Source organism: Streptococcus sp. SK140 (genome assembly GCF_000259525.1).
Classification (GTDB): Bacteria; Bacillota; Bacilli; order Lactobacillales; family Streptococcaceae; genus Streptococcus.
On sequence record NZ_AJML01000015.1, the window covers coordinates 1 to 26,108 of the forward strand.

General features: G+C 39.1%; 28 protein-coding genes, 1 tRNA gene, 2 rRNA genes, 1 other RNA gene and 1 pseudogene. 28 read left to right on the plus strand and 5 right to left on the minus strand.

Translation table 11 applies throughout. The annotated features are described in order from the left end of the window. The 3 genes from HMPREF1116_RS0102040 to HMPREF1116_RS04385 form a co-directional block, all read left to right on the plus strand. Window positions 1-591, plus strand: a 23S ribosomal RNA gene (locus tag HMPREF1116_RS0102040); the annotation flags it as partial. A gap of 77 nt (window positions 592-668) precedes the next feature. Then, window positions 669-784, plus strand: a 5S ribosomal RNA gene (gene rrf, locus HMPREF1116_RS04380). 5 nt (window positions 785-789) lie between these two features. After that, a tRNA-Asn gene (locus HMPREF1116_RS04385) sits at window positions 790-863 on the plus strand. Window positions 864-1,053: 190 nt separating this feature from the next. Here the strand turns inward: HMPREF1116_RS04385 and HMPREF1116_RS04390 are convergent. After that, window positions 1,054-1,963 (minus strand): annotated as a pseudogene (locus tag HMPREF1116_RS04390) (IS30 family transposase). A gap of 307 nt (window positions 1,964-2,270) precedes the next feature. On the opposite strand from HMPREF1116_RS04390, the gene comW reads away from it, so the two are divergent. Together comW and HMPREF1116_RS04400 are read left to right on the plus strand one after the other, a co-directional pair. Then, window positions 2,271-2,507, plus strand: a complete 237-nt coding sequence (comW, locus tag HMPREF1116_RS04395; RefSeq protein ID WP_000572528.1) for a sigma(X)-activator ComW — start codon at window positions 2,271-2,273, stop codon at window positions 2,505-2,507. 231 nt (window positions 2,508-2,738) lie between these two features. Continuing rightward, a complete protein-coding gene (locus HMPREF1116_RS04400) occupies window positions 2,739-4,025 on the plus strand; it encodes an adenylosuccinate synthase (RefSeq protein WP_025171244.1) in 1,287 nt (428 codons plus the stop codon). Window positions 4,026-4,510: 485 nt separating this feature from the next. Here HMPREF1116_RS04400 and HMPREF1116_RS04405 read toward each other — a convergent pair whose 3' ends face one another. After that, the gene (locus HMPREF1116_RS04405; RefSeq protein ID WP_000763023.1) at window positions 4,511-5,053 is read right to left on the minus strand and encodes a hypothetical protein; all 543 of its coding nucleotides are present in this window, start codon (window positions 5,051-5,053) and stop codon (window positions 4,511-4,513) included. A 303-nt stretch (window positions 5,054-5,356) separates the two neighbouring features. On the opposite strand from HMPREF1116_RS04405, the gene tadA reads away from it, so the two are divergent. The 12 genes from tadA to HMPREF1116_RS04460 all read left to right on the plus strand — a co-directional run bounded on the left by tadA (window position 5,357) and on the right by HMPREF1116_RS04460 (window position 14,074). Then, window positions 5,357-5,824, plus strand: coding sequence for a tRNA adenosine(34) deaminase TadA (tadA, locus tag HMPREF1116_RS04410; protein WP_000386760.1), 468 nt, complete (start codon window positions 5,357-5,359; stop codon window positions 5,822-5,824). A 32-nt stretch (window positions 5,825-5,856) separates the two neighbouring features. Beyond that, window positions 5,857-5,954: signal recognition particle sRNA small type (gene ffs, locus HMPREF1116_RS11785), an RNA gene on the plus strand. A 211-nt stretch (window positions 5,955-6,165) separates the two neighbouring features. Continuing rightward, window positions 6,166-6,609: a dUTP diphosphatase gene (locus HMPREF1116_RS04415; protein ID WP_000701995.1), complete on the plus strand. Its 444-nt coding sequence runs from the start codon at window positions 6,166-6,168 to the stop codon at window positions 6,607-6,609. After that, window positions 6,569-7,126, plus strand: coding sequence for a histidine phosphatase family protein (locus HMPREF1116_RS04420; protein ID WP_007554720.1), 558 nt, complete (start codon window positions 6,569-6,571; stop codon window positions 7,124-7,126). The genes HMPREF1116_RS04415 and HMPREF1116_RS04420 overlap by 41 nt, the downstream gene beginning before the upstream one ends. Before the next feature lie 16 nt (window positions 7,127-7,142). After that, window positions 7,143-7,634, plus strand: coding sequence for a hypothetical protein (locus HMPREF1116_RS04425; protein ID WP_000120552.1), 492 nt, complete (start codon window positions 7,143-7,145; stop codon window positions 7,632-7,634). Between the two features lie 41 nt (window positions 7,635-7,675). Beyond that, on the plus strand, window positions 7,676-9,040 hold the full coding sequence (radA, locus tag HMPREF1116_RS04430) for a DNA repair protein RadA (protein ID WP_196793437.1): 1,365 nt from the start codon (window positions 7,676-7,678) through the stop codon (window positions 9,038-9,040). Window positions 9,041-9,111: 71 nt separating this feature from the next. Beyond that, window positions 9,112-9,807, plus strand: coding sequence for a TIGR00266 family protein (locus tag HMPREF1116_RS04435; RefSeq protein WP_000672723.1), 696 nt, complete (start codon window positions 9,112-9,114; stop codon window positions 9,805-9,807). 148 nt (window positions 9,808-9,955) lie between these two features. After that, complete coding sequence (locus HMPREF1116_RS04440) at window positions 9,956-10,450, plus strand: beta-class carbonic anhydrase (RefSeq protein WP_025171246.1); 495 nt, start codon at window positions 9,956-9,958, stop codon at window positions 10,448-10,450. 216 nt (window positions 10,451-10,666) lie between these two features. Then, complete coding sequence (locus HMPREF1116_RS04445) at window positions 10,667-11,635, plus strand: ribose-phosphate diphosphokinase (RefSeq protein ID WP_000010179.1); 969 nt, start codon at window positions 10,667-10,669, stop codon at window positions 11,633-11,635. A 300-nt stretch (window positions 11,636-11,935) separates the two neighbouring features. After that, the gene (gene abpA, locus HMPREF1116_RS04450; protein WP_000756778.1) at window positions 11,936-12,580 is read left to right on the plus strand and encodes an amylase-binding adhesin AbpA; all 645 of its coding nucleotides are present in this window, start codon (window positions 11,936-11,938) and stop codon (window positions 12,578-12,580) included. A 74-nt stretch (window positions 12,581-12,654) separates the two neighbouring features. Next, complete coding sequence (gene srtB / locus HMPREF1116_RS04455) at window positions 12,655-13,494, plus strand: class B sortase, LPKTxAVK-specific (RefSeq protein WP_000091241.1); 840 nt, start codon at window positions 12,655-12,657, stop codon at window positions 13,492-13,494. A 142-nt stretch (window positions 13,495-13,636) separates the two neighbouring features. Beyond that, complete coding sequence (locus HMPREF1116_RS04460; protein WP_000191085.1) at window positions 13,637-14,074, plus strand: CoA-binding protein; 438 nt, start codon at window positions 13,637-13,639, stop codon at window positions 14,072-14,074. 134 nt (window positions 14,075-14,208) lie between these two features. Here the strand turns inward: HMPREF1116_RS04460 and HMPREF1116_RS04465 are convergent, their stop codons facing one another. The 3 genes from HMPREF1116_RS04465 to relB form a co-directional block, all read right to left on the minus strand. Then, window positions 14,209-15,219: a YeiH family protein gene (locus HMPREF1116_RS04465; protein WP_000009184.1), complete on the minus strand. Its 1,011-nt coding sequence runs from the start codon at window positions 15,217-15,219 to the stop codon at window positions 14,209-14,211. Between the two features lie 464 nt (window positions 15,220-15,683). Continuing rightward, on the minus strand, window positions 15,684-16,037 hold the full coding sequence (locus tag HMPREF1116_RS04470; RefSeq protein WP_000323661.1) for a type II toxin-antitoxin system RelE/ParE family toxin: 354 nt from the start codon (window positions 16,035-16,037) through the stop codon (window positions 15,684-15,686). Next, complete coding sequence (gene relB, locus HMPREF1116_RS04475) at window positions 16,027-16,311, minus strand: type II toxin-antitoxin system RelB/ParD family antitoxin (protein WP_000213598.1); 285 nt, start codon at window positions 16,309-16,311, stop codon at window positions 16,027-16,029. Before relB ends, HMPREF1116_RS04470 begins: the two co-directional genes overlap by 11 nt. A 690-nt stretch (window positions 16,312-17,001) precedes the next feature. On the opposite strand from relB, the gene HMPREF1116_RS04485 reads away from it, so the two are divergent. The 11 genes from HMPREF1116_RS04485 to purC all read left to right on the plus strand — a co-directional run bounded on the left by HMPREF1116_RS04485 (window position 17,002) and on the right by purC (window position 26,096). Then, on the plus strand, window positions 17,002-18,171 hold the full coding sequence (locus HMPREF1116_RS04485; RefSeq protein ID WP_000366368.1) for a pyridoxal phosphate-dependent aminotransferase: 1,170 nt from the start codon (window positions 17,002-17,004) through the stop codon (window positions 18,169-18,171). Further along, window positions 18,168-18,938, plus strand: a complete 771-nt coding sequence (gene recO, locus HMPREF1116_RS04490) for a DNA repair protein RecO (protein WP_000616168.1) — start codon at window positions 18,168-18,170, stop codon at window positions 18,936-18,938. Before HMPREF1116_RS04485 ends, recO begins: the two co-directional genes overlap by 4 nt. Further along, window positions 18,935-19,927, plus strand: coding sequence for a phosphate acyltransferase PlsX (gene plsX, locus HMPREF1116_RS04495; RefSeq protein WP_000717474.1), 993 nt, complete (start codon window positions 18,935-18,937; stop codon window positions 19,925-19,927). The genes recO and plsX overlap by 4 nt, the downstream gene beginning before the upstream one ends. A gap of 5 nt (window positions 19,928-19,932) precedes the next feature. Then, on the plus strand, window positions 19,933-20,169 hold the full coding sequence (locus tag HMPREF1116_RS04500) for an acyl carrier protein (protein ID WP_000130002.1): 237 nt from the start codon (window positions 19,933-19,935) through the stop codon (window positions 20,167-20,169). A 457-nt stretch (window positions 20,170-20,626) separates the two neighbouring features. Further along, window positions 20,627-20,770, plus strand: coding sequence for a class IIb bacteriocin, lactobin A/cerein 7B family (locus tag HMPREF1116_RS04505; protein ID WP_000180810.1), 144 nt, complete (start codon window positions 20,627-20,629; stop codon window positions 20,768-20,770). Window positions 20,771-20,787: 17 nt separating this feature from the next. After that, window positions 20,788-20,937, plus strand: coding sequence for a class IIb bacteriocin, lactobin A/cerein 7B family (locus tag HMPREF1116_RS04510; protein ID WP_001052545.1), 150 nt, complete (start codon window positions 20,788-20,790; stop codon window positions 20,935-20,937). 12 nt (window positions 20,938-20,949) lie between these two features. Then, window positions 20,950-21,126 (plus strand): hypothetical protein, encoded by a 177-nt coding sequence (locus HMPREF1116_RS12210; protein ID WP_000793176.1) that lies wholly within the window; start codon window positions 20,950-20,952, stop codon window positions 21,124-21,126. Between the two features lie 208 nt (window positions 21,127-21,334). Then, entirely contained in the window at window positions 21,335-21,490 is a 156-nt protein-coding gene (locus tag HMPREF1116_RS12215) for a hypothetical protein (protein WP_000735877.1), read from the plus strand. 223 nt (window positions 21,491-21,713) lie between these two features. After that, window positions 21,714-23,867 carry a peptide cleavage/export ABC transporter ComA gene (gene comA / locus HMPREF1116_RS04515; RefSeq protein ID WP_000672671.1) on the plus strand — a complete coding sequence of 718 codons (2,154 nt, stop codon included), beginning with the start codon at window positions 21,714-21,716 and terminating at the stop codon, window positions 23,865-23,867. A 12-nt stretch (window positions 23,868-23,879) separates the two neighbouring features. Then, the gene (locus tag HMPREF1116_RS04520) at window positions 23,880-25,220 is read left to right on the plus strand and encodes a bacteriocin secretion accessory protein (protein WP_001190313.1); all 1,341 of its coding nucleotides are present in this window, start codon (window positions 23,880-23,882) and stop codon (window positions 25,218-25,220) included. A 168-nt stretch (window positions 25,221-25,388) separates the two neighbouring features. Further along, window positions 25,389-26,096, plus strand: coding sequence for a phosphoribosylaminoimidazolesuccinocarboxamide synthase (gene purC / locus HMPREF1116_RS04525; protein ID WP_000093644.1), 708 nt, complete (start codon window positions 25,389-25,391; stop codon window positions 26,094-26,096). Window positions 26,097-26,108 lie beyond the last annotated feature (12 nt).

Here is a 26,108-nt window from a genome sequence, read left to right on the forward strand (position 1 = left end):
AATCATTCGCAGAGTGTAAAGGTATAAGGGAGCTTGACTGCGAGAGCTACAACTCGAGCAGGGACGAAAGTCGGGCTTAGTGATCCGGTGGTTCCGTATGGAAGGGCCATCGCTCAACGGATAAAAGCTACCCTGGGGATAACAGGCTTATCTCCCCCAAGAGTTCACATCGACGGGGAGGTTTGGCACCTCGATGTCGGCTCGTCGCATCCTGGGGCTGTAGTCGGTCCCAAGGGTTGGGCTGTTCGCCCATTAAAGCGGCACGCGAGCTGGGTTCAGAACGTCGTGAGACAGTTCGGTCCCTATCCGTCGCGGGCGTAGGAAATTTGAGAGGATCTGCTCCTAGTACGAGAGGACCAGAGTGGACTTACCGCTGGTGTACCAGTTGTCTTGCCAAAGGCATCGCTGGGTAGCTATGTAGGGAAGGGATAAACGCTGAAAGCATCTAAGTGTGAAACCCACCTCAAGATGAGATTTCCCATGATTTTATATCAGTAAGAGCCCTGAGAGATGATCAGGTAGATAGGTTAGAAGTGGAAGTGTGGCGACACATGTAGCGGACTAATACTAATAGCTCGAGGACTTATCCAAAGTAACTGAGAATACGAAGCGTGAAGGTTTTCTTGGAATTTGATAGATATTCAATTTTGAGTAGGTATTACTCGAAGTTAAGTGACGATAGCCTAGGAGATACACCTGTACCCATGCCGAACACAGAAGTTAAGCCCTAGAACGCCGGAAGTAGTTGGGGGTTGCCCCCTGTGAGATAAGGAAGTCGCTTAGCTTTAATCCGCCATAGCTCAGTTGGTAGTAGCGCATGACTGTTAATCATGATGTCGTAGGTTCGAGTCCTACTGGCGGAGTATGTAAACGTTCTAAGGAACGTTTTTTTATTTATCTTTCAGGGGTCATCTTGATCCTTTTTTTATTTAGCTCTTTATTAATATATAATATCTTTTATAAGTAATTCATTAATGGATTTTGCTATGTTGCAATCATAGTTCAGATGAGTTTTTTTAATGAGATAAATTGCTAGAATAAGTGCAACATTTACTAGAACTCATTTACTAAAGCTTCACAAGCAGTTCTGTAAGCTAAACATTTTCGTGGTCGGTGATTGACATCATATAAGGCTATGTTCAAAGCCTCCTCAGAGATAGCGGCTAAATTTGTTTTCTTTGGGAAATATTCTCTTAGTAAGCCATTTGCGTTTTCATTGCCTCCTCTCTGCCAGGATGAATAGGTGTCCGCAAAGAAAAAGGAAATTCCTAAGTTCTCTACCAGAGGATAGCAGGCGAATTTTTTCCCCTGTCTGAAGTGAAGGTTTTAAAAGCCTCTTTTGGAAATAGCCTACAAAGTTGTTCGATGGCTGAAAACATGGCTTTGGCTCTTCTATCTGTTATATTGAAAGTTAAGTAAAAGCGATTTTACAGCTCCAGGAAGGTTGCTAAACAGCCCTTGCTTTTGCCTCTGGAAGTCGATCTCCCAGTGACCAAAATTCTCACAATTTCGGACCTCTTTAGGACGTTTAGTAATCGGCGTGCCAATCCTAAATGTCTGACGTGTTTCTTTGGGGTGTCAAGTTTTTCCTTTACGACGAAGGACTCTTATATCTAGATCAATCGAGCCAGTTATAGATGGTTTTAAAATCTACTATTGGCTTTTGTATAAGTTGATAGGGGTTATAAATCTGTTCAGGCGACCAGGAAGATTTTAAACAGTTCTCAATTTCCTTTTTCAATTTTGGTGTTAAACAAGACTTCCGGCCCTTTTGCTTAGCTCTGTGGTTGTACTGTTTCTGTGCTAAGACTGCGGAATAACCATTTTGGCATTGTATTAACCCTCTTAAAATGGTAGACTTATGGACGCCAAGTTTACTTGCAATTTGGCAGGGTTTCAAACCTAAATCCAAGTAAGTTTCTATCTTTATTCGGTTAGTTATGGTAGGATGGGAGTAGCTCATAGTTTTTCCTCGGGTTCTGTTTGTGTGGTTACCTACAGTTTACACCAATGATACGCTATGAGTTTTTTGTGCAATATATTTTACAATTTATCTAATAAAATAAACTAGAATAATTCCTACAGTGATTTCCTTTCATTACAGAAATTTTAGATTTTTTTTTGAAATGTAGGATTGTTGACCTGAACTGTTAATTTTTTTATCTGTTATTTATTTGGATATTCATTATAGTACATGATAGAAGTATCTTCCCAGATTCTTCTATTTTTTTGTTATACTCATTTTATCAATAGAAATGGAGTCAAATAAAATGATTGAACAGATTTATAAACAATATCTTGATTTTTATGATGTTATTGAAAAGGAATATAGTTATTTAGTAGATAATGATTTAGAATGGGAAGTTTTTCATCTTCGATTTTTACTATATTATTTAGTTTGGTACAAGATTGATATTATGCATCCTTTATTTTCTTTCCACTATAGAGCCTGCTACCGTTTGTACATTGAACAGCTATTGATTTCAAATGACTGTGTTGGGGGATAATTTATAATTTTCATATTTCCGAACGATTTTATAGTTTTTTCTTTTCATAATATAAATTTACAATATTTTTTAAATATTAATTTTCTAATTTTCTCTAATTCCCTAATGTTTCTGGTCTTTGGTCTTGAAAAAATTGAGAATCTTTATTATAATAAATTGTAAGATATAATTGCAGGTGAGATTCCTGCCATGTATGTGAGAAAGGAAGAGCCTAAGGGCTCAGACAAGATTATGACTTCAGTTGTTGTTGTAGGTACCCAGTGGGGTGATGAAGGTAAAGGGAAGATTACAGACTTCCTCTCAGCTAATGCAGAAGTGATTGCACGTTACCAAGGTGGTGATAATGCTGGTCACACAATTGTGATTGATGGAAAGAAATTTAAGTTGCACTTGATTCCTTCTGGAATTTTCTTCCCTGAAAAAATTTCTGTCATTGGGAATGGGATGGTTGTAAATCCTAAGTCACTTGTGAAAGAGTTGAGCTATCTTCATGATGAAGGTGTTACAACAGATAATCTACGTATTTCTGATCGTGCGCATGTTATTTTGCCGTACCACATCGAGTTAGACCGTCTGCAAGAAGAAGCTAAGGGTGAAAATAAAATTGGTACTACTATCAAGGGTATCGGACCAGCTTATATGGATAAGGCTGCTCGTGTTGGAATCCGTATTGCAGATCTTTTGGATAAAGAGATTTTCCGTGAACGTTTAGAACGCAATCTTGCTGAGAAAAATCGTCAATTTGTAAAATTGTATGATAGCGAACCTATTTCATTTGATGATATTTTTGAAGAATATTATGAGTATGGCCAACAAATCAAGCAATATGTAACAGATACTTCTGTTATCTTGAATGATGCACTTGATAATGGCAAACGTGTTCTTTTTGAAGGTGCACAAGGGGTCATGTTAGATATTGACCAAGGAACTTATCCGTTTGTTACTTCTTCAAACCCTGTTGCTGGTGGTGTGACAATTGGTTCTGGTGTTGGTCCAAGCAAGATTGACAAGGTTGTAGGTGTATGTAAAGCTTATACAAGTCGTGTTGGTGATGGTCCATTCCCAACTGAATTGTTTGATGAAGTGGGAGAACGCATTCGTGAAGTAGGTCATGAGTATGGTACTACAACAGGTCGTCCACGTCGTGTAGGTTGGTTTGACTCAGTTGTGATGCGTCATAGTCGCCGTGTTTCTGGCATTACAAATTTATCTTTGAACTCTATCGATGTTTTGAGTGGTTTGGATACAGTTAAAATCTGTGTTGCTTATGATCTTGACGGTCAACGCATTGACTACTATCCAGCTAGTCTTGAACAATTGAAACGTTGTAAACCTATTTATGAAGAATTACCAGGTTGGTCAGAAGATATCACTGGAGTACGTACTTTGGAAGATCTTCCTGAAAATGCACGTAACTATGTTCGCCGTGTTAGCGAATTGGTTGGTGTTCGTATCTCTACTTTTTCAGTAGGTCCTGGTCGTGAACAAACAAATATTTTAGAAAGTGTTTGGTCATAAGAGATTTTTTAAGATTTGTTTAAGATAGTTCAGCTATACTATAGACAGTTACAAGAAGACCTCCTAACTTGTTGTAACAAATATCCTAAACTTTTCTTTTTCATAATAATCTCCCTATAAAGTCACCGCATTCGGTGGCTTTTTTTTCAGTTTTTAAGTCCTATCTGGGTGTCTTCTTGAAAGTAGGATATGAAGAAAAAACATTGGGCATTAAGTCTCTAGATTAAGTCTTGATTTGGTAGCCCCAGTTCTACGAGTTTTCAACATTTTGGTAAATTAGTTAAGGTTGTGAATGCAGAAAAGAAGTTTCGGTAAAAGGAGCTTTTTGAATTGGAAAATACCAACAAATCGTTCAGTTGGCTAACACATCAAAGTCTCATAACTTAAGCAAAAATGAGGTTGGGATTTCTGATCCCAGCCTCATCAGTGAACTATTTTCTTGAGAATTTGTAAGTTAGACAAACTTGAATTTTTTCTGAATCAGCTTACTTGATAAATTGATTGCCTGATTTATCACTTTGAAATAGCTTCATTTCATGCATAAAAGCATCTGCCTTTAGTTTATCTGTGATGATACTGACTCTGACTAGCTTATTTAGTTTTTTTTCATGTCCTTCTAAAAAAATAGGATTTTTAATTTTTATGGTTAACTTTACACAGTTAAAGGGACGCCTTTTAATGGTTAGTTGTTCAATATCTTGAAGTTTAAATTGATAATGTAATAGGCTGTGGCCTCTATTGCTATAGGTATAATACTGAACAATATTGTTTTTATAAACTTCTAATTTTACTCCATTTATGAAGAGAGAATAGCCTAAAAACCATATAAGGAGGGGAGCATAAATCAGCGCTACCGCCATAACAATCTTGTCTGCAAAATCAGTATTGTAAGTCATCAGATGCTTCAGAATCCAGAGAATCATAACAGATATAGATATCATGGATGGTCCCCCTACTCTATTAAATGTATCTTTATATGGAAACATCAAGTTAAGTTTTGGTTCATCCTGTAAAAATTCTAATTTCATTATTTACTCTTTCATCTTGTTTATTATTTAAATCTCAGGATAATCATCTCTTGGAGACTTATAGTTAAAAATCTTCCGACAGATCTGGACATTCTGTATCAGTTGTCCCCATTACTCTCAGTTCATGATTTCTAGTGTTTCTCTAAATTTTGCTACTATTATACTCTTTTTAAAACATTATTTCTACAAACCAGAGATTGAATACTATCTAAAGTTGGTTTCTGCAAATATTATAGAGCTCTTTTTTTGTCTAGGAAAACATGCTATAATGATAGAATTGATAGGCGTGGAAAGAGAGAAGCTATGGATTATACAGTTGAAGAGAAAGAAGCATTTATGAGAGAGGCCTTAAAGGAGGCGGAGATTGCTTTAGAGAATGATGAAATCCCAATAGGTTGCGTAATTGTAAAGGATGGAGAAATCATTGGTCGGGGGCACAATGCACGTGAGGAGTTGCAACGTGCGGTCATGCATGCGGAAATTATGGCCATCGAGAATGCGAATCTGAGGGAAGAGAGCTGGCGTTTGTTGGACTGCACACTTTTTGTGACCATTGAGCCTTGTGTGATGTGCAGCGGGGCGATTGGGCTTGCCCGTATCCCAAAGGTAGTCTATGGGGCTAAAAATCAGAAATTTGGTGCAGCTGGAAGTCTGTATGATATTTTGACAGACGAGCGTCTTAATCATCGTGTGGATGTTGAGACGGGGATTTTAGAGAGTGACTGTGCTAGCATTATGCAGGAATTTTTTAGAAATCGACGGAAAAAATAATTTCTCTTTTAAAATCTTTGGGAATGTGGTATAATAACTAATGGAGCAACAGTTCTGCGTGAAGCGGGTCAGGGGAGGAATCCAGCAGCCCTAAGCGAAGTGAATTGTGTGCTCTTTTTTTGTGCTTTAAAGAAAATAGTTTAAGTATGGCTAAAAAGGAATGAGTTTGTTAATAAAAGGGAAAATAAGTGACATTTTAAATATCTTTAAATTTTTTGTATGATTTTATTGTTTGCTTTTTGATAGGACACTTTTCTTTATTTTATATAGAAGATTTTTCGTGCTTTTTTCGAATAAATAAGATAAAATAGCCTAGAATAAAAGATTAAAAAGAGGGAAATATGAAAATTCGTGGTTTTGAATTAGTTTCTAGTTTTACAGATGAGAGTTTGCTACCCAAGCGTGAGACAGCACATGCAGCTGGTTACGACTTAAAGGTTGCTGTGCGCACAGTTATTGCTCCAGGTGAGATTGTCCTTGTTCCAACAGGGGTTAAGGCCTATATGCAACCGACAGAAGTGCTTTATCTCTATGATCGTTCTTCAAACCCTCGTAAGAAGGGCTTGGTTTTGATTAACTCTGTGGGTGTCATTGATGGAGATTATTATGGTAACCCAGGAAATGAAGGACATATCTTTGCACAGATGAAAAACATTACTGACCAAGAAGTGATTCTTGAAGTTGGGGAACGTGTGGTTCAGGCTGTCTTTGCTCCATTTTTGATTGCGGATGGCGATGCGGCAGATGGCGTGCGGACTGGTGGATTTGGATCAACTGGGCACTAAGATGAAGATTATCTTTGTACGTCATGGGGAGCCAGATTACCGTGAGTTAGAGGAGCGTTCCTATACTGGATTCGGGATAGATTTGGCACCCTTATCTGAGAAAGGAAGACAACAAGCTCAGGAACTTTGCAAAAATCCTTTGTTTGGCTCAGCTGATATCCTGGTGTCTTCTGCAGTGACGCGAGCTTTAGAAACGGCTTTTTATGTATCCTGTGCTACTGGCCTTCCTTTGAGAGTGGAGCCATTATTGCATGAATGGCAAGTCTATGAAAGTGGCGTAGAGAATTTTGAAAAAGCTCGTACTCTTTTTCTAGAAAATAATGGATCCTTACCTCCTAATTGTCCTATTCAATATGAGACAACTGAGGAAATGAGGTCTCGGTTTCTAGAATCTATGGGCAAGTATCGAGACTATCAGACAGTCGTTGTTGTCACCCATCGAATGCTCATGCGCCAATTTGTACCAGACGAGAAGATTGATTTTTGCCAAGTGATTGAGTGTGAGATAGAGATATAGAAAGAAGCACAATTAAATGAGCTATAAGGATTTTCAAGCTTTTACCGCAGAAAATTGTCAAGGGTATAAGAAGGTGTATGAGATTAGTATTGGAGGTTTTCTTTACTTGGCTTTTCTTCCAGGAGACTATCAAAAAATCCTTTGCATTTCTTCAGAATATATGTCCATCATCGATAGTGAAAAAGGTCAAGTCACTCCAATAGATGGGGATTACGATGAGATAGAGTTAGTAGCTATGTGTGATGGTTATGACTCTCCTATCCCTATCGCTGGACAATATGGTGGAATCCTTCCTTTGTATAATGGTAAAGACATCCGAGTGACAATGGCTAAAGATCAATCTGAAGAATATCCGATTTTAACCATTTATTGGGAAGAGAATAAAGAAACTAGGACTCAAATTTATAAAGGTTATTTACCCTATATTTTTGGATTTAGTTCTGATGGGGAGTATTATGTCCATGCGGATGATGGTGGACTGATTGTTCTGAAAAGAAATAGTTACTGATTTGGAAAATTAATAAGAGATTTTAAAATGAAAGGATTAGAATCATCGCAAAGAAAAAAGCGACATTTGTATGTCAAAATTGTGGGTATAATTCCCCTAAATATCTGGGGCGTTGTCCTAACTGTGGGTCTTGGTCTTCTTTTGTTGAGGAAGTTGAGGTTGCAGAGGTCAAGAATGCGCGTGTGTCCTTGACAGGGGAGAAAACCAAGCCTATGAAACTGGCTGAAGTGACCTCCATCAATGTCAATCGAACAAAGACTGAAATGGAGGAGTTCAACCGAGTTCTTGGTGGAGGTGTGGTGCCAGGGAGTCTCGTTCTTATCGGCGGGGATCCAGGAATTGGGAAATCAACTCTGCTCTTACAAGTCTCAACCCAGCTGTCTCAAGTAGGGACAGTTCTCTATGTCAGTGGTGAGGAGTCTGCTCAACAGATCAAACTCCGTGCAGAGCGCTTGGGGAATATTGATAGTGAGTTTTATCTCTATGCTGAGACCAATATGCAGAGCGTGAGAGCTGAGGTGGAGCGAATCCAACCAGACTTTCTTATCATCGACTCTATCCAGACCATCATGTCTCCTGAGATTTCTGGAGTTCAAGGTTCTGTGTCTCAGGTGCGTGAGGTGACTGCAGAACTCATGCAGCTGGCCAAAACCAATAACATTGCCATCTTTATTGTAGGGCATGTGACCAAGGAAGGAACCTTGGCGGGTCCTCGTATGTTGGAGCATATGGTGGATACGGTTCTTTACTTTGAAGGGGAACGCCACCATACCTTCCGGATTCTAAGAGCAGTCAAAAACCGTTTTGGCTCGACAAATGAAATTGGGATTTTTGAGATGCAATCAGGTGGCTTGGTTGAGGTGCTCAATCCTAGTCAAGTTTTCCTAGAAGAACGTTTAGATGGAGCAACTGGTTCGTCCATCGTGGTGACTATGGAAGGGACGCGTCCGATTTTAGCAGAGGTACAGGCCTTGGTGACACCGACTATGTTTGGAAATGCCAAGAGGACTACAACAGGCCTTGATTTCAATCGTGCAAGTCTGATTATGGCTGTTTTGGAGAAACGGGCAGGTTTGCTTCTCCAAAATCAGGATGCTTATCTTAAATCAGCTGGTGGTGTCAAATTAGATGAGCCAGCTATCGACCTAGCGGTTGCAGTTGCTATAGCTTCGAGCTATAAGGACAAGCCAACCAATCCTCAGGAATGTTTTGTAGGAGAATTAGGTTTGACTGGAGAAATTCGGCGCGTGAATCGTATCGAGCAACGCATCAATGAAGCTGCTAAACTTGGATTTACAAAAATCTATGTACCTAAGAATTCCTTGACAGGTATTAAGCCACCTAAGGAAATTCAGGTGATTGGAGTGACGACTATCGGAGAAGTCTTGAAAAAAGTATTTGCCTAATAGTCTTACTCAGTTTTAGATTGTAAAATATTTTATTGTTAACATTTATTAAAAACAAGGAGGAATTTCTGATGAAATTTTCTATGGACAGTCATATGCAATTTCCTTTGGTAGAGTTGTCACTCAATCAAGGAGAAACCGTCTATATCCAGCGCGGTAGCATGGTTTACCACACACCTAATGTCAGCCTCAATACTCAGCTCAATGCTAGTGGTTCTGGTTTAGGACGTTTTGTCAAAGCTGTGGGGCGTTCTATGGTTTCTGGCGAAAGTACCTTTATCACCCAAGCTATTGCTGAGTCTGACAACGGCAACCTTGCTTTAGCACCAGATACTCCTGGTCAAGTGATTGCTCTTGAACTAGGTGAAAAGCAGTATCGATTGAATGATGGGGCTTTTCTGGCTCTTGATGGGACGGCTTTCTATACAATGGAGCACCAATCTATTGGGAAAGCACTTTTCGGAGGTCAAGGTGGTCTTTTCGTAATGACTACTCAAGGTCAGGGAACTCTTTTGGCCAATGCTTTTGGCTCTATTAAGAAAATTGAGCTACAAAACCAAGAAATAACTATAGACAATGCCCATGTGGTAGCTTGGAGTCAATCTTTAGACTATAATATCCACTTAGAAAATGGCTTCTGGCAGTCTATTGGTACAGGCGAAGGAGTGGCGAATACCTTCCGAGGTACCGGTGAGGTCTATGTACAAAGTCTCAATCTTCAAAGCTTTGCAGGCTCTCTTAACAAGTATATTCAAAAAGGTTCATAATAATAAAAAAACTAGGGCAGAAACTCAAGCTAGAAGCTGGATGTCTCTGTCCTGGTTTTTTAATAGGGAGGTTGACAGCTGACAAATACTCTTAAAAATGATAAGATAGGAGAAATGTTTGATTATCAAATTTTCAAAGGGGAAAATCGTGTCGTATTTTGAACAGTTTATGCAAGCCAACCAGGCTTATGTTGCCCTGCATGGGCAGTTAAATCTGCCAATCAAGCCGAAAACAAGAGTAGCCATTGTGACTTGTATGGACTCACGTCTGCACGTTGCACAAGCTTTGGGGTTAGCTCTGGGAGATGCCCACATTTTACGGAATGCGGGCGGTCGAGTGACAGACGATATGATTCGCTCACTCGTGATTTCTCAGCAACAAATGGGAACAAGAGAGATTGTGGTTCTTCATCATACAGATTGTGGTGCTCAGACATTTCAAAACGAAGAGTTTCAAGAACATTTAAAAGCTGAATTAGGGGTTGATGTCTCGGGTCAAGATTTTCTCCCTTTTCAAGACGTTGAGGAGAGTGTTCGTGAGGATATGCAGTTACTTCGAGAATGCCCATTGATTCCAGATGATGTGGTTATTTCAGGGGCTGTTTATGATGTGGATACAGGTAGTATGAGAGAGGTATACTAACTTTTCATTTGTGAGTTCCTATCTTCCTATGAGATAGAATGTCTAAGTTGTCACATTTCAGCTTGAATATAAGGAATATAAATGAGCACAAGACAAGGGGATAAATGTCCATTCTTGTCTTATTTTTTATTGAAAAATCAAGAAAAAAGCGCTACAATGGTAGTTGGAAAAATGTTGTGAAAAAACACAAGTGATACATAAATACTGGAGGAAATCATGTCTTTTTCTGATTTAAAGCTGTTTGCCCTTTCTTCAAATAGAGAATTGGCAGAGCGTGTGGCGCAAGAGATTGGGATAGAGTTGGGAAAATCGACTGTACGTCAATTTTCAGATGGAGAAATTCAAGTTAATATCGAGGAATCGATCCGTGGGAAACACGTCTTTATCCTACAATCAACTAGCTCACCTGTAAATGACAATCTGCTAGAAATTTTGATTATGGTAGATGCTTTGAAACGCGCCAGTGCAGAATCTGTCAACGTTGTTATGCCTTACTATGGCTATGCACGTCAGGATAGAAAGGCGAGAGCGCGTGAGCCAATCACTTCAAAACTTGTAGCAAATATGCTAGAAGTGGCTGGAGTGGATCGTTTATTGACGATTGACTTGCATGCTGCACAGATTCAGGGATTCTTTGATATTCCTGTCGATCACTTGATGGGTGCTCCTTTAATTGCAGACTACTTTGAGCGTCGTGGCATGGTTGGTTCTGACTATGTGGTTGTCAGTCCAGACCATGGTGGGGTGACTCGTGCTCGTAAATTGGCAGAGTTTTTGAAAACTCCGATTGCCATTATTGATAAACGTCGTAGCGTGGACAAGATGAATACCAGTGAAGTGATGAACATCATTGGTAAGGTAGAAGGCAAGACTTGTATCTTGATTGACGATATGATCGATACAGCTGGAACTATTTGCCATGCGGCGGATGCTCTTGCAGAAGCTGGTGCTGTCGAAGTTTATGCAAGCTGTACGCACCCAGTTCTTTCAGGGCCTGCTATGGATAATATCCAAAAATCAGCTATTAAAAAATTAGTTGTTTTGGATACTATCTACCTACCAGAAGAGCGTTTAATTGATAAGATTGAGCAAATCTCTATCGCTCATCTCTTGGCAGATGCTATTATCCGTATCCATGAAAAACGTCCTCTATCTCCATTATTTAGTATTGAGAAAAAAATCTAACGAATTCGTTAGATCAGACAAAACTCCTAATAAAGTGATAGACCTTGTTGGGAGTTTTCTTAATTAGATCAGAAAAATGTGAAAATTTCACTAATTGTTCGTTTTTTAGTCCATTTTTTTCCTTAATCTTTCGAGAATATTGCTTGTTTTTTAAGAATATAATAAATTTTACTCGTTTTTTACCAGAAATTTTAAAAATAGTTTAAGAAAAAGCTTGACAACTTAAATATATGTGATATAATTTGAGGTAATAAGGATTATCCTTATAATTAAAATTAAACTTAAAGAGGAGATAAAACAATGAAAAAAGTTTTATTGGCATCAGTAGCAGCTCTTGCAGTATTCTCAGCAGCAGCTCCAGTTTTTGCACAAGGAGAAAACCCAGCTTCTTCTAACCAATTGATCCAAAAGAAATATGTTTCTGAACGTGATATTGCAGATCAAGCTTATGCATACGTAGAAGCTCACCCAGAAGATATCGCAGCAGCTGTTGAAAAAGAACCTTCAGTGATTGCAGCTCGTGCAGAACTTGCTAAAGCTCAAGCAATCGTTGGTCACACTCATGAAAAAGCTGTAGCAACTGCTAAAGCTAACCTTGATGAAGTTTTGGCTGACGCAACAAATTCACAACGTAACCGTGCAATCCAATACTTGCAAGAAACATACCGTAACGCAGCTAAAGCTCAAGGTAACTACTGGAACGACCCAACTGGTGTTGAAGATAACAAACCTAACCCAACTCGTATCGCTGAAGACCAAGCTAACCAAACAGGTAAAGCTGCATCTGCTGATCAAGCAGCAGCTGACCAAGCAGCAACTAAACCAGAAGATGGTAAACCAGGTGCTGTAGACCAAGCTAAAAAAGCAGACGAAGCAGCTAAAAAAGCTGGCGCAAATGCTAAAGCAGGTCAAAAAGCTCTTCCAAAAACACACGCTGCTAAATAATTTTATTTAAAAAGTAGCCAATCACTGAAACTTGGTTTCAGTGATTTTTTTGGTAAAAAATGAGGGAGGAAAAGATGAGTAGACGTTCTACGACAAAGAAATCACCAATTACTAAAATAATTGCTTCTATCGTTGCAGTAGCTATCGTTGCTTTGGGAGGCTTCTTTATCTATAAAAGCTTCCTGGCTCCGACAGAGAATAAACAAAATGATGCAAAGGTTACTCAGGAAGCTCCAAAGCAAACCTATACTGCTAGCCAAGAAGAAAAAGAATATCTCGCTAATAAGTTTAAAGGCTTGCTCGCAACAAACTCTGAAACGGTTGGTTATGTATATATTCCTGGTACACAGTTAGATGAGCCAGTCGTTCAAACAACGGATAATGCGACTTATTTGGATAAGCGTTTTGATGGCGTTAACGAACCTTTAATGGGTGCAGTCTTTATGGATGCTGATAACAAGAAGGACTTTAGTGATCGATTGACTTGGTTATTTGGTCACGCTCGTGGTAGTAAAGTTCCTGACCACCGCATGTTTAAAGATGTGAATTACTTCAGTCGCCAAGAATATTTTGATGAACACCCTTATGTTGTCATTGAAACTCCAGAGAGAAAGTATTATTATGAAGCTGTTGCTATGATCATTGTTCCAGAAGAAACAGCTTTTTACCGTACTTCTTTTGATGATGATGCAGATTTTGAGAAACAGCTAACTACTATTTATGATACTGCAGAGGTTAAGAAGCCAAATGTCAAGGTATCAGCTAAGGATAAATATCTTGTTCTTTCTACTTGTCGTGAAGAAGATGATACGATTCGTGCCAATCTCTACCTTCGACAAATTCCTGACTCAGAGATGAGTGACTTTGTCAAACAACATGGAGAAAGCCTTCAGTATAAACCAACAAGAGAATAATCTTTAAATAAAATTTTTATGAATCCTCCTCAAATTGAATGAAATTGTTTAATTTTGGGAGGATTTTTTGATTTTATAGTAAATTTCTGCAAACCCTTTCAAAATATGCTATACTGATGAAAGATGAAAAAGGAGGGTTTTTATGACTCAAGAATTTATCAATCCAAGTGATGGCGTAATCCGTCAGTATCTAGAAACCAGTAAGACTCTAGCAGTAGTGGGCTTGTCTGACCGTGAGGAGACAACTAGCAATCGAGTGACAAAGGAAATGCAGGCTCGTGGCTATAAAATCATACCAGTAAACCCTAAGGCTACAGGTGGGGAAATCTTGGGAGAAAAGGCTTATGCCAGTCTAGCTGAGATTCCTTTCCCTGTAGATATCGTTAATGTCTATCGTCGTAGTGAGTTTCTACCAGATGTGGCACGAGATTTTCTCAAGGCTGATGCTAAGATTTTCTGGGCGCAACTAGGACTTGAAAGTCTAGAAGCGGAAGAAATCTTGCGTACTGGAGGTTGCGATGATATCGTGATGAACCGTTGTATTAAGAGAGAACATACACGCTTAATTCTTGAACAATAAAAAGGTAGCTTGCGGGCTACCTTTTGTGTTATACTCAATGAAAATCAAAGAGCAAACTAGGAAACTAGCCGCAGGCTGTACTTGAGTACGGCAAGGCGACGTTGACGTGGTTTGAATTTGATTTTCGAAGAGTATTAGAAAATACCGATGAGCGTTTGCATACCGAGACTAGTCAGGATGATGGCAATCCAGCAGAGAGCTCCGAGAAGAATGGATTTACCGCTGGACTTAATCATAGCAATGAGATTGGTTTTGAGGCCGATAGCGCTCATGGCCATGATGATGAGGAATTTAGACAGTTGCTTGAGAGGTGCAAAGAAGTTATTGCTGACACCGAAAGAAGTGAGAATGGTGGTTAGCAGAGAAGCTAGGATGAAGTAGAGAATGAAAACAGGGAAGATTTTTTTAAGTTTTACCCCTTGGTTGTTTCCTTGTTGACGACTTTGCCAGTAAGAGAGGAAGAGAGTGATAGGGATAATAGCTAGAGTACGGGTCAATTTGACAATGGTGGCAGACTCAAGAGTGTTTGTATTGTATAGACTATCCCAGGCACTAGCAGTAGCTGTTACAGAGGAAGTATCATTGACCGCAGTTCCTGCAAAGAGAGCAAAACCTTCGTTGGAAAGATGGAGCCAAGAACCTAGAGTTGGGAAGATAAGAGCTGCCAAGACATTGAAGAAAAAGATAACAGAAATGGCTTGTGCGACTTCTTTTTCCTTGGCATGGATGACAGGAGCAGTCGCTGCAATGGCAGAACCGCCACAGATAGAGGAACCAACACCGATCAAGGTAGCTAGCTTTGTATCTAGGTCAAAAAAGCGCTGGAAGAGATAGGCAACAATCAAGGCTATAGAAATGGTGGATAGAATGACAGGGAGCGAAGATTTTCCTACTGCAAAAACTTGAGAGATATTGAGTCCAAACCCAAGCAAGATAACAGCATACTGAAGTAATTTCTTGGAGCTGTAAGTCAAACCAGCATCTAGTTGTTTATAGGAAGTGAGAAATGGGTGGAGAATCATGCCAATAAAGATGGCAAAGACAGGTGCTCCCACAACAGGCAGAAAGCCTCCTAAAATCCAAGAAATGATAGATATGATAAGACAGACCAAAAGTCCAGCCCAATTTTTTGATAGAAATGACATAAAAACCTCCGAAAATAAATACTCCTTATTATAATCTTATCTCGAAGAAAAGTAAAGTTTAATAATTATTTGACAAGTTTCTCTCATTATGTGATTAGAACTGTAACGAAGTCTTGGTAAAAACAGAAATACCAGAGCTCCACCTCTGGTATTTCTGTTTGTCTAGTCATATTAAAACTAAACTCAGGTTATATTTTTTTTGTCGCACTTATCTAACCACTTTCTGACTATCCACTCAGAAATGACATTACCGATCTAGTAATCAATAATGGTGCTAGAATAGTTGTAACGAAGATTAGCAAAACCGTATTTTACAAAGGTATACTCTGTAATATTTAAATCCTTATTAAATCAACGTTTCTAAAGAAAAAGTAGCTGTAAAATATTATATATACAGCGTACTGTTAAACCAAGACGGTACCAAAAATTAAGGTTTCGGAGCTTATAAAATAAAGAAAGATGTCTCAATCAGTTGAGCTTTTTTTATTACCATTTTGTAGCAAAGTGACATAGTCGCTTTTTATGTGGAATAGGTGAGATAAAAAAATAGTGTTTTGTTTTTGGTCGATGAAGTAGAGTAAGACATACTGACCGATAATTTTTCCTCGTGTAGGGTACTTACTATTAATCTTTACACCAATTTTTTCATCGGCGTCAAAACCAGCCTCAGGAAAGACTTCTAAACTTTTTAAGCCATCTAAAATTTTACTCACAGTATTTTTAGCAGACTGAGGTGATAAAAGAACAGTAGTGATGTAATCATGAATACTGTCAATAGCTTGGGTCACTTCATCAGAAATAATTACTTTATAAGCCATAGCGTGCCCTCATACTGTCTAGGGAAGTCCCTTTTCCTGCTTCATATTCTCTTAAGGCTCGTTCGGATTGAGCTTGTAATTCCTCAATCAACTGTTCACGGTGTAAATCTTCTGCAGTCTTGATTGGCAAGTCCTGTTCGAGGACAATCTGCTCTATAAAAAGAGTGATAGCATCCGTCATGGTCATTCCTTTTTCCTTGATAATGGCTCTAGCTTGTTCCATTGCTAACTCATTGATTTTAAAATTATATTGCTTAACAAGTGATGTAGTCATGGTATATCTCCGTTCTATATCGTGTATAGCCAGTATATATTTTTTAAACTTTTTTTGCAAGAAAAAACTCTTGAATATAATCCAAGAGTGAAACGAATAGAACCAGTGGTGGAGCGGGTTCTTTACAGCCTAAAGCTGAAGGTAGTGCCAAACCTGAAGCTGAATCATCAGCAACCTTTGAGAAAACTGTTACCAGTCATCCGACCTCATCCTATCATTAGTTATCGTTTAGGACAAATAAGAGAGAATGTCAACAATAATTCTTATTACAACCATCTGTCCTGTACCTTTGTTTGATTTTCTTGTTTTTGAATAAATTGTCTGACTGTATCTTTTAAGTGTTTCTGAAATTCAAGAATCTGACTAAATTCATTTAGGTTAGCCTGATTATCTTCGTTTACTTTTTTTGTGACCTGATTTATATTGACTCCTATCCGATTTATTTCCTTATGCAACTCCTCAATACTCGTCGAAAATCTCCTAATACGTTGTCATCTTCGGCTTACCTAACCTTAGTTATGCTTTCACCTCGATTCCTAGTTTCATGAGATTTTCATTGAGTATTCTAAAAACATAGTGTTGTAATGAATTTAAATGAACATACATCAGTTGCTTATGCTAGTGTGATTTTGCGGTCAGAGAGCTTTTGTAGTATAATAGACATATGTTCTTTAAGCAAGGAGGGTATCTATGGACTTAACCAAGCGATTTAATAAACAATTAGATAAGATTCAAGTTTCCTTGATTCGTCAGTTTGACCAGGCTATTTCTGAGATTCCTGGGGTTCTACGTCTGACATTGGGAGAGCCTGACTTTACAACTCCAGACCATGTCAAGGAGGCAGCTAAGCGAGCCATTGACCAAAACCAATCCTACTATACAGGGATGAGTGGTTTGATGACCTTACGCCAGGCAGCTAGTGATTTTGTAAGAGAAAAATACCAGCTAGACTATAATCCAGAGAATGAAATCTTGGTCACAATTGGTGCGACAGAAGCCCTATCTGCTACTTTGACAGCTATTTTAGAAGAGGGTGACAAGGTTCTCTTGCCAGCTCCTGCCTATCCAGGTTATGAACCAATTGTAAATCTAGTTGGTGCAGAGATTGTTGAGATTGATACGACTGAAAATGGTTTTGTCTTGACTCCTGAAATGCTGGAGAAGGCAATTCTGGAGCAGGGTGACAAGCTCAAGGCTGTTATTCTTAACTATCCAGCCAACCCTACAGGAATTACTTATAGTCGCGAACAGTTGGAAGCCTTGGCTGACGTTTTACGCAAGTATGAGATTTTCGTTGTCTGTGATGAGGTCTACTCAGAATTAACTTATACAGGGGAAAATCATGTCTCTTTGGGAACTATGCTGAGAGGTCAGGCCATTATCATCAACGGTCTATCCAAATCCCATGCTATGACAGGTTGGCGTTTAGGCTTTATCTTCGCACCAGCAAATTTCACAGCCCAACTCATCAAGAGTCACCAGTACTTGGTAACTGCTGCAAATACTATGGCGCAACATGCTGCAGTAGAAGCCTTAACAGCTGGTAAAGATGATGCAGAGCCGATGAAAAAGGAGTATATCCAACGTCGGGACTACATTATCGAGAAAATGACTAATCTTGGTTTTGAGATAATCAAACCAGATGGTGCTTTTTATATCTTTGCTAAGATTCCAGTAGGCTACAATCAAGATTCGTTTGCTTTTCTAAAAGATTTTGCTCACAAGAAGGCTGTTGCCTTTATCCCTGGTGCAGCTTTTGGTCAATATGGAGAAGGTTATGTGCGCTTGTCTTATGCAGCTAGCATGGAAATCATCAGAGAAGCTATGAAACGTCTTGAGGAGTACATGAGAGAAGCATGATTCAGTCTATTACGAGTCAGGGGTTGGTGCTCTACAATCGTAATTTTCGTGAGGATGACAAGCTAGTCAAGATTTTTACAGAGCAGGTCGGCAAGCGGATGTTTTTTGTCAAACATGCCGGTCAGTCCAAACTGGCTCCAGTTATTCAACCTTTGGTGCTGGCTCGTTTTCTTTTGCGAATCAATGATGATGGACTTAGTTATATTGAAGACTATCATGAGGTGATGACCTTTCCAAAAATCAATAGTGATCTCTTTGTCATGGCCTATGCGACCTATGTGGCAGCTTTGGCGGATGCGAGTTTGCAGGATAATCAGCAGGACGCTCCCTTGTTTGCTTTTTTACAAAAGACTTTAGAGTTGATGGAAGAGGGGCTGGATTATCAAGTTTTGACCAATATTTTTGAAATTCAGATCTTGACCCGGTTTGGGATTAGTCTTAATTTTAATGAGTGTGTTTTTTGCCATCGGGTGGGTCAGGCCTTTGATTTTTCTTTCAAATATGGCGCTTGCTTATGTCCTGATCATTACCATGAGGACGAGAAACGTTGTCATCTGAATCCAAACATTCCCTATCTGCTCAATCAATTTCAAGCTATCAACTTTGAGACTTTGGAGACTATTTCTCTCAAGTCTGAAATCAAGCAAGAATTGCGTCAGTTCATGGACCAAATTTATGAAGAATACGTCGGAATTCACCTAAAATCAAAGAAATTTATTGATTCCCTAGCCGATTGGGGACAATTACTAAAAGAGGAAGACAAATGAAAAAAATCGCAGTAGATGCAATGGGTGGCGATTACGCACCTCAAGTCATCGTTGAGGGTGTCAATCAAGCCCTTGCTGACTTTTCAGATATTGAGATTCAACTTTACGGAGACGAAAGCAAAATCAAGCAATATCTAACAGCTACAGAACGCGTCAGCATTATCCATACAGATGAAAAAATTGATTCGGAAGATGAACCAACAAAAGCCATCCGTAAGAAGAAAAATGCCAGTATGGTATTGGCTGCTAAGGCTGTCAAAGAGGGAGAAGCAGATGCTGTCCTCTCTGCAGGAAATACAGGTGCTTTGCTAGCGGCAGGATTTTTCATCGTAGGTCGCATCAAGAATATCGACCGACCTGGTCTCATGTCCACCTTACCAACAGTTGATGGGAAAGGTTTTGACATGCTAGACCTCGGTGCCAATGCAGAAAACACAGCCCATCACTTACATCAATACGCCATCTTAGGTTCTTTCTATGCTAAAAATGTTCGTGGAATTGCAAAACCTCGAGTTGGTTTGCTTAATAACGGGACAGAGAGTAGTAAGGGCGACCCGCTTCGCAAGGAAACTTATGACTTGCTAGCAGCTGATGAGAGTTTGAACTTTGTCGGTAATGTGGAAGCGCGTGATTTGATGGAGGGTGTTGCAGATGTTGTCGTGGCAGACGGTTTCACGGGAAACGCTGTGCTAAAATCCATCGAAGGAACAGCCATGGGGATCATGGGCTTGCTTAAAAATGCTATTACAGGTGGCGGTTTGCGAGCTAAATTAGGTGCTCTTCTTCTTAAGGATAGCCTTAAAGGCTTGAAAAAGCAGCTCAACTATTCAGATGTTGGGGGTGCGGTCTTGTTTGGTGTTAAGGCGCCGGTTGTTAAGACTCATGGCTCAAGTGATGCCAAGGCTGTGTATAGTACGATTCGTCAGATTCGTACCATGCTAGAAACAGACGTAGTTGCTCAAACTGCGCATGAATTTTCAGGAGAATAATATATATGACAGATAAAGAAATTTTTGACCGTGTCGTGACCATTATCCAAGAACGTCAGGGGGAAGACTTTGTAGTCACAGAGGCTTTGAGCTTGAAGGATGATTTGGATGCTGATTCGGTAGATTTGATGGAATTCGTACTAACCATTGAAGATGAATTTGGAATCGAAATTAGTGATGAAGAAATCGACCACCTCCAAAGTGTGGCAGATGTATTGAAAGCCATTAAAGATAAAATCTAACATATAACAACATGCAAGTCATGTTGTTTTTTTGTTTCTCGAAAAAAGATAAGATTTTGAAATTTTACAGTTGAGTTTACGAATAAAGAGATGAGAACAAAAAAGGAGGATTACTGATGTATGTGACAGGTCTTTATCCGTGGTTGATCAAGTGGTTTTTAAAATAAATTTGACTTAGTTGTTTATTTTGAAATTATTTTATCGAATAGATAAGTAAGAAGAAAAGGAAAGGAGTTTGATTAATGTATTTACCAATTTTACTTCCATGGTTTATCAAATTGTATTTTAAATAAAATAAATTTATTCATTAATTTTAAAATGATTTCTCGAATAGATAAGTGAGAAGAAGAGGAAGGAGATTAGAAATGATTATTTCAGTTATTTATCCAACTTGGCTTTTAAAATAGTTTAAAGGTTAAAAATCACAAATAAAAAACTATAAAAAAGGAGAAAATAAATGACAAACTTTGATAAAATGGAACAGAACTTTGCAGCTCTTACGGAAGAAGAGCTGATGGAAGTGGATGGGGGGTCGGTTACCGCTGTAGTTGTAGGAGGTGTCTTACTAATTGGTGGTATTGCTTGGGGCTATTTTATGTAATAATAAGGAGAGAAAAAATGAATTTAAATAAATGGACGGAATTGACAGAAGAAGAATTGATGAATACAGCAGGTGGATCAATTACCATAGCCACGGTTGGTGCAGGATTGGCAATTTTCCTTGGTGGTCGATTAATTGGTCAAGATTTAAAACGTAAATTTGGATAGAAGTGAACTTGTATGAAAAATCTAAAAAATGTAATGGGAGCCTTTTTAATTATTTTTGGAGTGCTTTGTATATTGGGGGATTTACATGTAATCACCTTTAATGTTGAAAAATATTTCCAAACAGAGTTATTTGTTCCGATGCTTATTTTGATGATGAGTTATTTAGATTCAGGTAAAGACAAGGTTTAAAGAGAACTATTATTAGTATGTGGCAAATGCTATTGAATAATCATCATTTAGTTACTATCAATGAAATAAGAACTAAAAAAATGGAGAAATAAATGAATATCTCAGAAGAATTTGCGGCTATAATTATATCAGCCTCAGGAATAGTAGGACTTTTGGTTGGAGTAGCTATTGGATTAGCTAGTATTATTTAAAAAGGAGTAGATGGAATATGAAAAAACTGAATAAAAAATTTGCTATTATGACAGAGGAAGACTTGGCTGTAACTAAGGGAGGTTTCATTGTTACTACTTCTACAGCAGTAGCTTGGGGAGTTTTAGGAGGAACTTCTTATATGTTTGGACGTTATCTGGGAAGTAGACGTTAATTTAAAAATTTGTGGCAAATCGTAAAAAAATTGAAAAAGGTAAGAAATATTAATCATTATATTTTCTAGGTAGGACGTTTGTTCTACCTATTTTTATTTAGGAAAAAGTGCTGTTCAGGTGCAGTTATTGTTTTTTTAGAAATAATTTTCTATTTGCTTCTTTGTTTGGATAAAATAATCTTACAAAGTTTTCTTTGGAGATTGTTAGGAAAAGGAGTAGGATATGAAATTTAGTAAACGGCATTATCGTCCTCAGGTAGACCAGATGGACTGCGGTGTGGCTTCGTTAGCCATGGTCTTTGGTTACTATGGTAGTTATTATTCTCTGGCTCACTTGCGAGAGTTGGGCAAGACGACCATGGATGGGACTACGGCTTTAGGCTTAGTCAAGGTTGCAGAGGAAATTGGTTTTGAGACGCGAGCAATGAAGGCGGACATGAGCTTGTTTGATTTGCCGGATGTAACCTTTCCTTTTGTGGCTCATGTGCTTAAGGAAGGAAAATTGCTCCATTATTATGTGGTGACTGGACAGGACAAGAACAACATTCATATAGCTGATCCAGATCCTAGTGTTAAGCTGACCAAGATTTCTCGTGAACGCTTTGCTAGGGAGTGGACAGGAATCACTATTTTTATGGCACCATCTCCGACTTATAAGCCTCATAAGGAACAAAAAAATGGCCTTCTCTCCTTTATCCCTATATTAGTGAAACAGCGAGGTTTGATTGTTAATATCGTTTTGGCGACCCTCTTGGTGACCTTGATTAACATTGTGGGTTCTTATTATCTTCAATCAATCATTGACACTTATGTACCAGATCAGATGCGTTCAACCTTGGGCATTATCTCAATAGGGCTAGTCATCGTTTATGTTCTTCAGCAAATCTTATCTTATGCCCAGGAATATCTTTTACTTGTTTTGGGGCAACGCTTGTCCATTGATGTGATTTTGTCTTATATCAAGCACGTTTTTCATTTGCCTATGTCCTTTTTTGCGACACGTCGTACAGGGGAAATCGTTTCTCGTTTCACGGATGCAAATAGTATCATCGATGCCCTGGCTTCGACTATTCTGTCAATTTTTTTGGATGTATCTACTGTCTTGATTATTTCAGTAGTTCTATTTTCGCAGAATAGCAATCTTTTTTTCATGAGTTTACTAGCCCTTCCTATATACACAGTGATTATCTTTGCTTTTATGAAGCCCTTTGAAAAGATGAATCGGGATACCATGGAAGCCAATGCAGTTCTGTCTTCTTCTATCATTGAGGACATCAATGGCATTGAGACCATCAAGTCCTTAACTAGTGAAAGCTCCCGTTATCAAAAGATTGACAAGGAATTTGTGGATTATCTGAAAAAATCTTTTACCTACAGTCGTGCAGAAAGTCAGCAAAAGGCTCTGAAAAAGCTTGCCCAGCTCTTGCTCAATGTTGGCATTCTCTGGATGGGGGCTCTCCTAGTCATGGACAATAAGATGAGTTTGGGCCAGTTGATTACCTATAATACCTTGCTTGTTTACTTTACAAATCCTTTGGAGAATATCATCAATCTGCAAACCAAACTTCAGACAGCGCAGGTAGCCAATAACCGTCTCAATGAAGTTTATCTGGTTGCATCTGAGTTTGAGGAAAAGAAAACAGTCTCAGATTTGAGCTTGCTAGAAGGAGATATGACTTTCAAGCAGGTTCACTACAAGTATGGCTATGGTCGAGATGTCTTGTCGGACATCAATCTAACCATTCCGCAAGGCTCTAAAGTGGCTTTTGTGGGAATTTCAGGATCGGGTAAGACGACCTTGGCTAAGATGATAGTTAATTTTTACGATCCAAGTCAGGGGGAGATTAGTCTGGGTGGTGTCAATCTCAATCAGATTGATAAAAAGGCTCTGCGCCAGTATATCAACTATCTGCCTCAGCAGCCCTATGTTTTCAATGGGACGATTTTGGAGAATCTTCTCCTTGGAGCTAAGGAGGGGACGACCCAGGAGGATATCTTGAGAGCAGTGGAGTTGGCAGAGATTCGGGAGGATATTGAGCGGATGCCACTGAATTACCAGACAGAATTGACTTCGGATGGAGCGGGCATTTCAGGTGGTCAACGTCAGAGAATCGCTCTGGCGCGTGCTCTCTTGACCGATGCGCCCGTCTTGATCTTGGATGAGGCGACCAGCAGTCTGGATATTTTGACCGAGAAGCGAATTGTCGATAATCTGATGGCTTTGGATAAGACTTTGATTTTCATCGCCCATCGTTTGACCATTGCTGAGCGGACAGAGAAGGTCGTGGTTTTGGATCAGGGCAAGATTGTTGAAGAAGGAACACATGCAGATTTGTTGGCTCAGGGTGGCTTTTACGCCCACTTGGTGAATAGTTAGAGAGGAGAAAAGATGCAATCAGAATTTTTAGAAAGTGCTGAGTTTTACAATCGTCGTTACCATAATTTTTCTAGTTATGTGATTTTTCCAAGTTTTATCTTGTTTTTGTTCCTGATCGTTTTTTCAATCTTTGCACAAAAGGAGATAAGCTTGACAGCTGGAGCTACGGTAGAACCTGCTCGTATCATTGCTACCATTCAGTCTAGTAGTAATAGTAAGATTGTGGCGAATCATTTGGCTGAAAATAAGTTTGTCAAGCAAGGGGATCTTCTTGTTCAATACCAAGAGGGAGCAGAAGCAGTTCAGGCTGAGAATTATGCCAGTCAGTTGGAAATGCTCAAGGATCAGAAGGTTCAACTGGAGTATTTAAAAGCAAGCCTTCAAGCAGGAAGTGATCAATTTCCAGAAGCAGATAAATTTGGCTATCAGCATAGTTTTTTAGATTATCTAAATCAAGTTGCTAGTTTACGGAGTCAGGTTGAGCAACAAAATGCTAGTATATCATCTCAAAATGCAGCAGCCAGTGGTAGTCAGGCAGAATTAGGCAATCTCATCGGAGAAACCCAGTCCAAAATTAAAGAATATCAGCAAGCCAAGTCTGCTATTCAGGGTGATGGACACTTAGAGAGTGATCATCCAGCTTATGCTATTTATCAGTCGACAAAGGAGCAAGGATCGGAAACCAAACAGCAGGCCTTATCTCAGCTAGATGCTCAAATCACTCAGTTGGAGTCAACTCTTGCAGGTTATCGAGTACAGTATGCAGGTTCAGGAGCCCAGCAAGCTTATGCATCTGGATTGGGAAGTCAGTTGGAGTCATTAAAATCTCAGCAACTAGCCAAGGTAGGCCAGGAATTAACGCTCTTGGATCAGAAAATTCTTGAAGCGGAGTCGGGTAAAAAGATTCAAGGGAATCTTTTAGAGAAGGAGAAAATTACAGCAACAGAAGATGGTGTTCTACATTTGAATCCTGAGCATAGTCGATCTACCATCATTCCAGAAGGAACTATCCTCGCTCACCTTTTTCCGCAGTTGGCTAGAGAGAGGAAGGCAAAACTGACAGCTTATATCAGTTCTAAGGAAGTGGCTGGTCTCAAGCCTGGAAATGAGGTACGATTTACAACGGTAACGGATGCCAATAAGCAGCTAGTATTGACATCCAAGATTACGAATATCGATACCAGTGCGACTCAGACAGAAAAGGGCAATTTCTTTAAATTAGAGGCAGAGACGGATTTGAATGCTGAACAAGCAGAAAAACTTCGTTATGGACTTGAAGGTCGTTTGACTATGATTACAGGTAGGAAGAGTTTTTTACGCTACTATCTTGATCGTTTTTTGAAACAAGAATAAAGTTCTCATTTTAACTCAATTCAATCTTAGAAAATCGCAAATGAAAATTCGTTTGCGATTTTTCTGTACTTTTTCAGATATGATATCAAATATAGTTCGTGAAATATTTGATTTTTGGTGTCTGTTGTGTTAGAATGATGTAAAGTAATAGGAAAGGCGAACAAGAAAATGTCCAGTGAACTTATTTATACGGGAAAAGCTAAAGATATCTATACTACAGAAGACGAAAATGTGATTAAGTCGGTCTACAAGGACCAGGCAACCATGCTGAATGGAGCTCGCAAAGAGACCATTGAGGGTAAAGGTGTGCTGAATAATCAGATTTCGTCTCTTATTTTTGAAAAATTGAATGCGGCTGGTGTGGCGACACACTTTCTCGAACGTATTTCTGACACAGAACAACTCAACAAGAAAGTGACAATCATTCCTTTGGAGGTTGTTCTTCGTAACGTGACTGCGGGTTCTTTCTCAAAACGTTTTGGTGTGGAAGAAGGTTTGAATCTGGAAACTCCAATCGTTGAATTTTACTACAAGAACGATGATTTGGATGACCCATTCATCAATGATGAGCATGTGAAGTTCTTGGATATTGCCAATGATGAGCAAATTGTTTATATCAAGGAAGAAACGCGTCGTATCAATGAATTGCTGAAAGATTGGTTTGCACAAATTGGTCTTCGCTTGATTGACTTCAAATTGGAATTTGGTTTTGATAAGGACGGTAAGATTATCTTGGCAGATGAATTCTCACCAGACAACTGCCGTCTTTGGGATGCGGAAGGTCATCACATGGATAAAGATGTTTTTCGTAGAGATTTGGGCAGTTTAACGGATGTTTACAAGGTCGTTTTAGAAAAATTGCAGGGCTTGAAGTAACTTGTTTGAAAC

What these genes read in the sequence shown, in the direction of transcription:
- comW (WP_000572528.1), top strand. Translation starts at nt 2,271, where the DNA reads ATGATTGAACAGATTTATAAACAATATCTTGATTTTTATGATGTTATT.
- HMPREF1116_RS04400 (WP_025171244.1), top strand. Translation starts at nt 2,739, where the DNA reads ATGACTTCAGTTGTTGTTGTAGGTACCCAGTGGGGTGATGAAGGTAAA.
- HMPREF1116_RS04405 (WP_000763023.1), bottom strand. Translation starts at nt 5,053, where the DNA reads ATGAAATTAGAATTTTTACAGGATGAACCAAAACTTAACTTGATGTTT.
- tadA (WP_000386760.1), top strand. Translation starts at nt 5,357, where the DNA reads ATGGATTATACAGTTGAAGAGAAAGAAGCATTTATGAGAGAGGCCTTA.
- HMPREF1116_RS04415 (WP_000701995.1), top strand. Translation starts at nt 6,166, where the DNA reads ATGAAAATTCGTGGTTTTGAATTAGTTTCTAGTTTTACAGATGAGAGT.
- HMPREF1116_RS04420 (WP_007554720.1), top strand. Translation starts at nt 6,569, where the DNA reads ATGGCGTGCGGACTGGTGGATTTGGATCAACTGGGCACTAAGATGAAG.
- HMPREF1116_RS04425 (WP_000120552.1), top strand. Translation starts at nt 7,143, where the DNA reads ATGAGCTATAAGGATTTTCAAGCTTTTACCGCAGAAAATTGTCAAGGG.
- HMPREF1116_RS04435 (WP_000672723.1), top strand. Translation starts at nt 9,112, where the DNA reads ATGAAATTTTCTATGGACAGTCATATGCAATTTCCTTTGGTAGAGTTG.
- HMPREF1116_RS04445 (WP_000010179.1), top strand. Translation starts at nt 10,667, where the DNA reads ATGTCTTTTTCTGATTTAAAGCTGTTTGCCCTTTCTTCAAATAGAGAA.
- abpA (WP_000756778.1), top strand. Translation starts at nt 11,936, where the DNA reads ATGAAAAAAGTTTTATTGGCATCAGTAGCAGCTCTTGCAGTATTCTCA.
- srtB (WP_000091241.1), top strand. Translation starts at nt 12,655, where the DNA reads ATGAGTAGACGTTCTACGACAAAGAAATCACCAATTACTAAAATAATT.
- HMPREF1116_RS04460 (WP_000191085.1), top strand. Translation starts at nt 13,637, where the DNA reads ATGACTCAAGAATTTATCAATCCAAGTGATGGCGTAATCCGTCAGTAT.
- HMPREF1116_RS04465 (WP_000009184.1), bottom strand. Translation starts at nt 15,219, where the DNA reads ATGTCATTTCTATCAAAAAATTGGGCTGGACTTTTGGTCTGTCTTATC.
- HMPREF1116_RS04470 (WP_000323661.1), bottom strand. Translation starts at nt 16,037, where the DNA reads ATGGCTTATAAAGTAATTATTTCTGATGAAGTGACCCAAGCTATTGAC.
- relB (WP_000213598.1), bottom strand. Translation starts at nt 16,311, where the DNA reads ATGACTACATCACTTGTTAAGCAATATAATTTTAAAATCAATGAGTTA.
- HMPREF1116_RS04485 (WP_000366368.1), top strand. Translation starts at nt 17,002, where the DNA reads ATGGACTTAACCAAGCGATTTAATAAACAATTAGATAAGATTCAAGTT.
- recO (WP_000616168.1), top strand. Translation starts at nt 18,168, where the DNA reads ATGATTCAGTCTATTACGAGTCAGGGGTTGGTGCTCTACAATCGTAAT.
- plsX (WP_000717474.1), top strand. Translation starts at nt 18,935, where the DNA reads ATGAAAAAAATCGCAGTAGATGCAATGGGTGGCGATTACGCACCTCAA.
- HMPREF1116_RS04500 (WP_000130002.1), top strand. Translation starts at nt 19,933, where the DNA reads ATGACAGATAAAGAAATTTTTGACCGTGTCGTGACCATTATCCAAGAA.
- HMPREF1116_RS04505 (WP_000180810.1), top strand. Translation starts at nt 20,627, where the DNA reads ATGACAAACTTTGATAAAATGGAACAGAACTTTGCAGCTCTTACGGAA.
- HMPREF1116_RS04510 (WP_001052545.1), top strand. Translation starts at nt 20,788, where the DNA reads ATGAATTTAAATAAATGGACGGAATTGACAGAAGAAGAATTGATGAAT.
- HMPREF1116_RS12210 (WP_000793176.1), top strand. Translation starts at nt 20,950, where the DNA reads ATGAAAAATCTAAAAAATGTAATGGGAGCCTTTTTAATTATTTTTGGA.
- HMPREF1116_RS12215 (WP_000735877.1), top strand. Translation starts at nt 21,335, where the DNA reads ATGAAAAAACTGAATAAAAAATTTGCTATTATGACAGAGGAAGACTTG.
- comA (WP_000672671.1), top strand. Translation starts at nt 21,714, where the DNA reads ATGAAATTTAGTAAACGGCATTATCGTCCTCAGGTAGACCAGATGGAC.
- HMPREF1116_RS04520 (WP_001190313.1), top strand. Translation starts at nt 23,880, where the DNA reads ATGCAATCAGAATTTTTAGAAAGTGCTGAGTTTTACAATCGTCGTTAC.
- purC (WP_000093644.1), top strand. Translation starts at nt 25,389, where the DNA reads ATGTCCAGTGAACTTATTTATACGGGAAAAGCTAAAGATATCTATACT.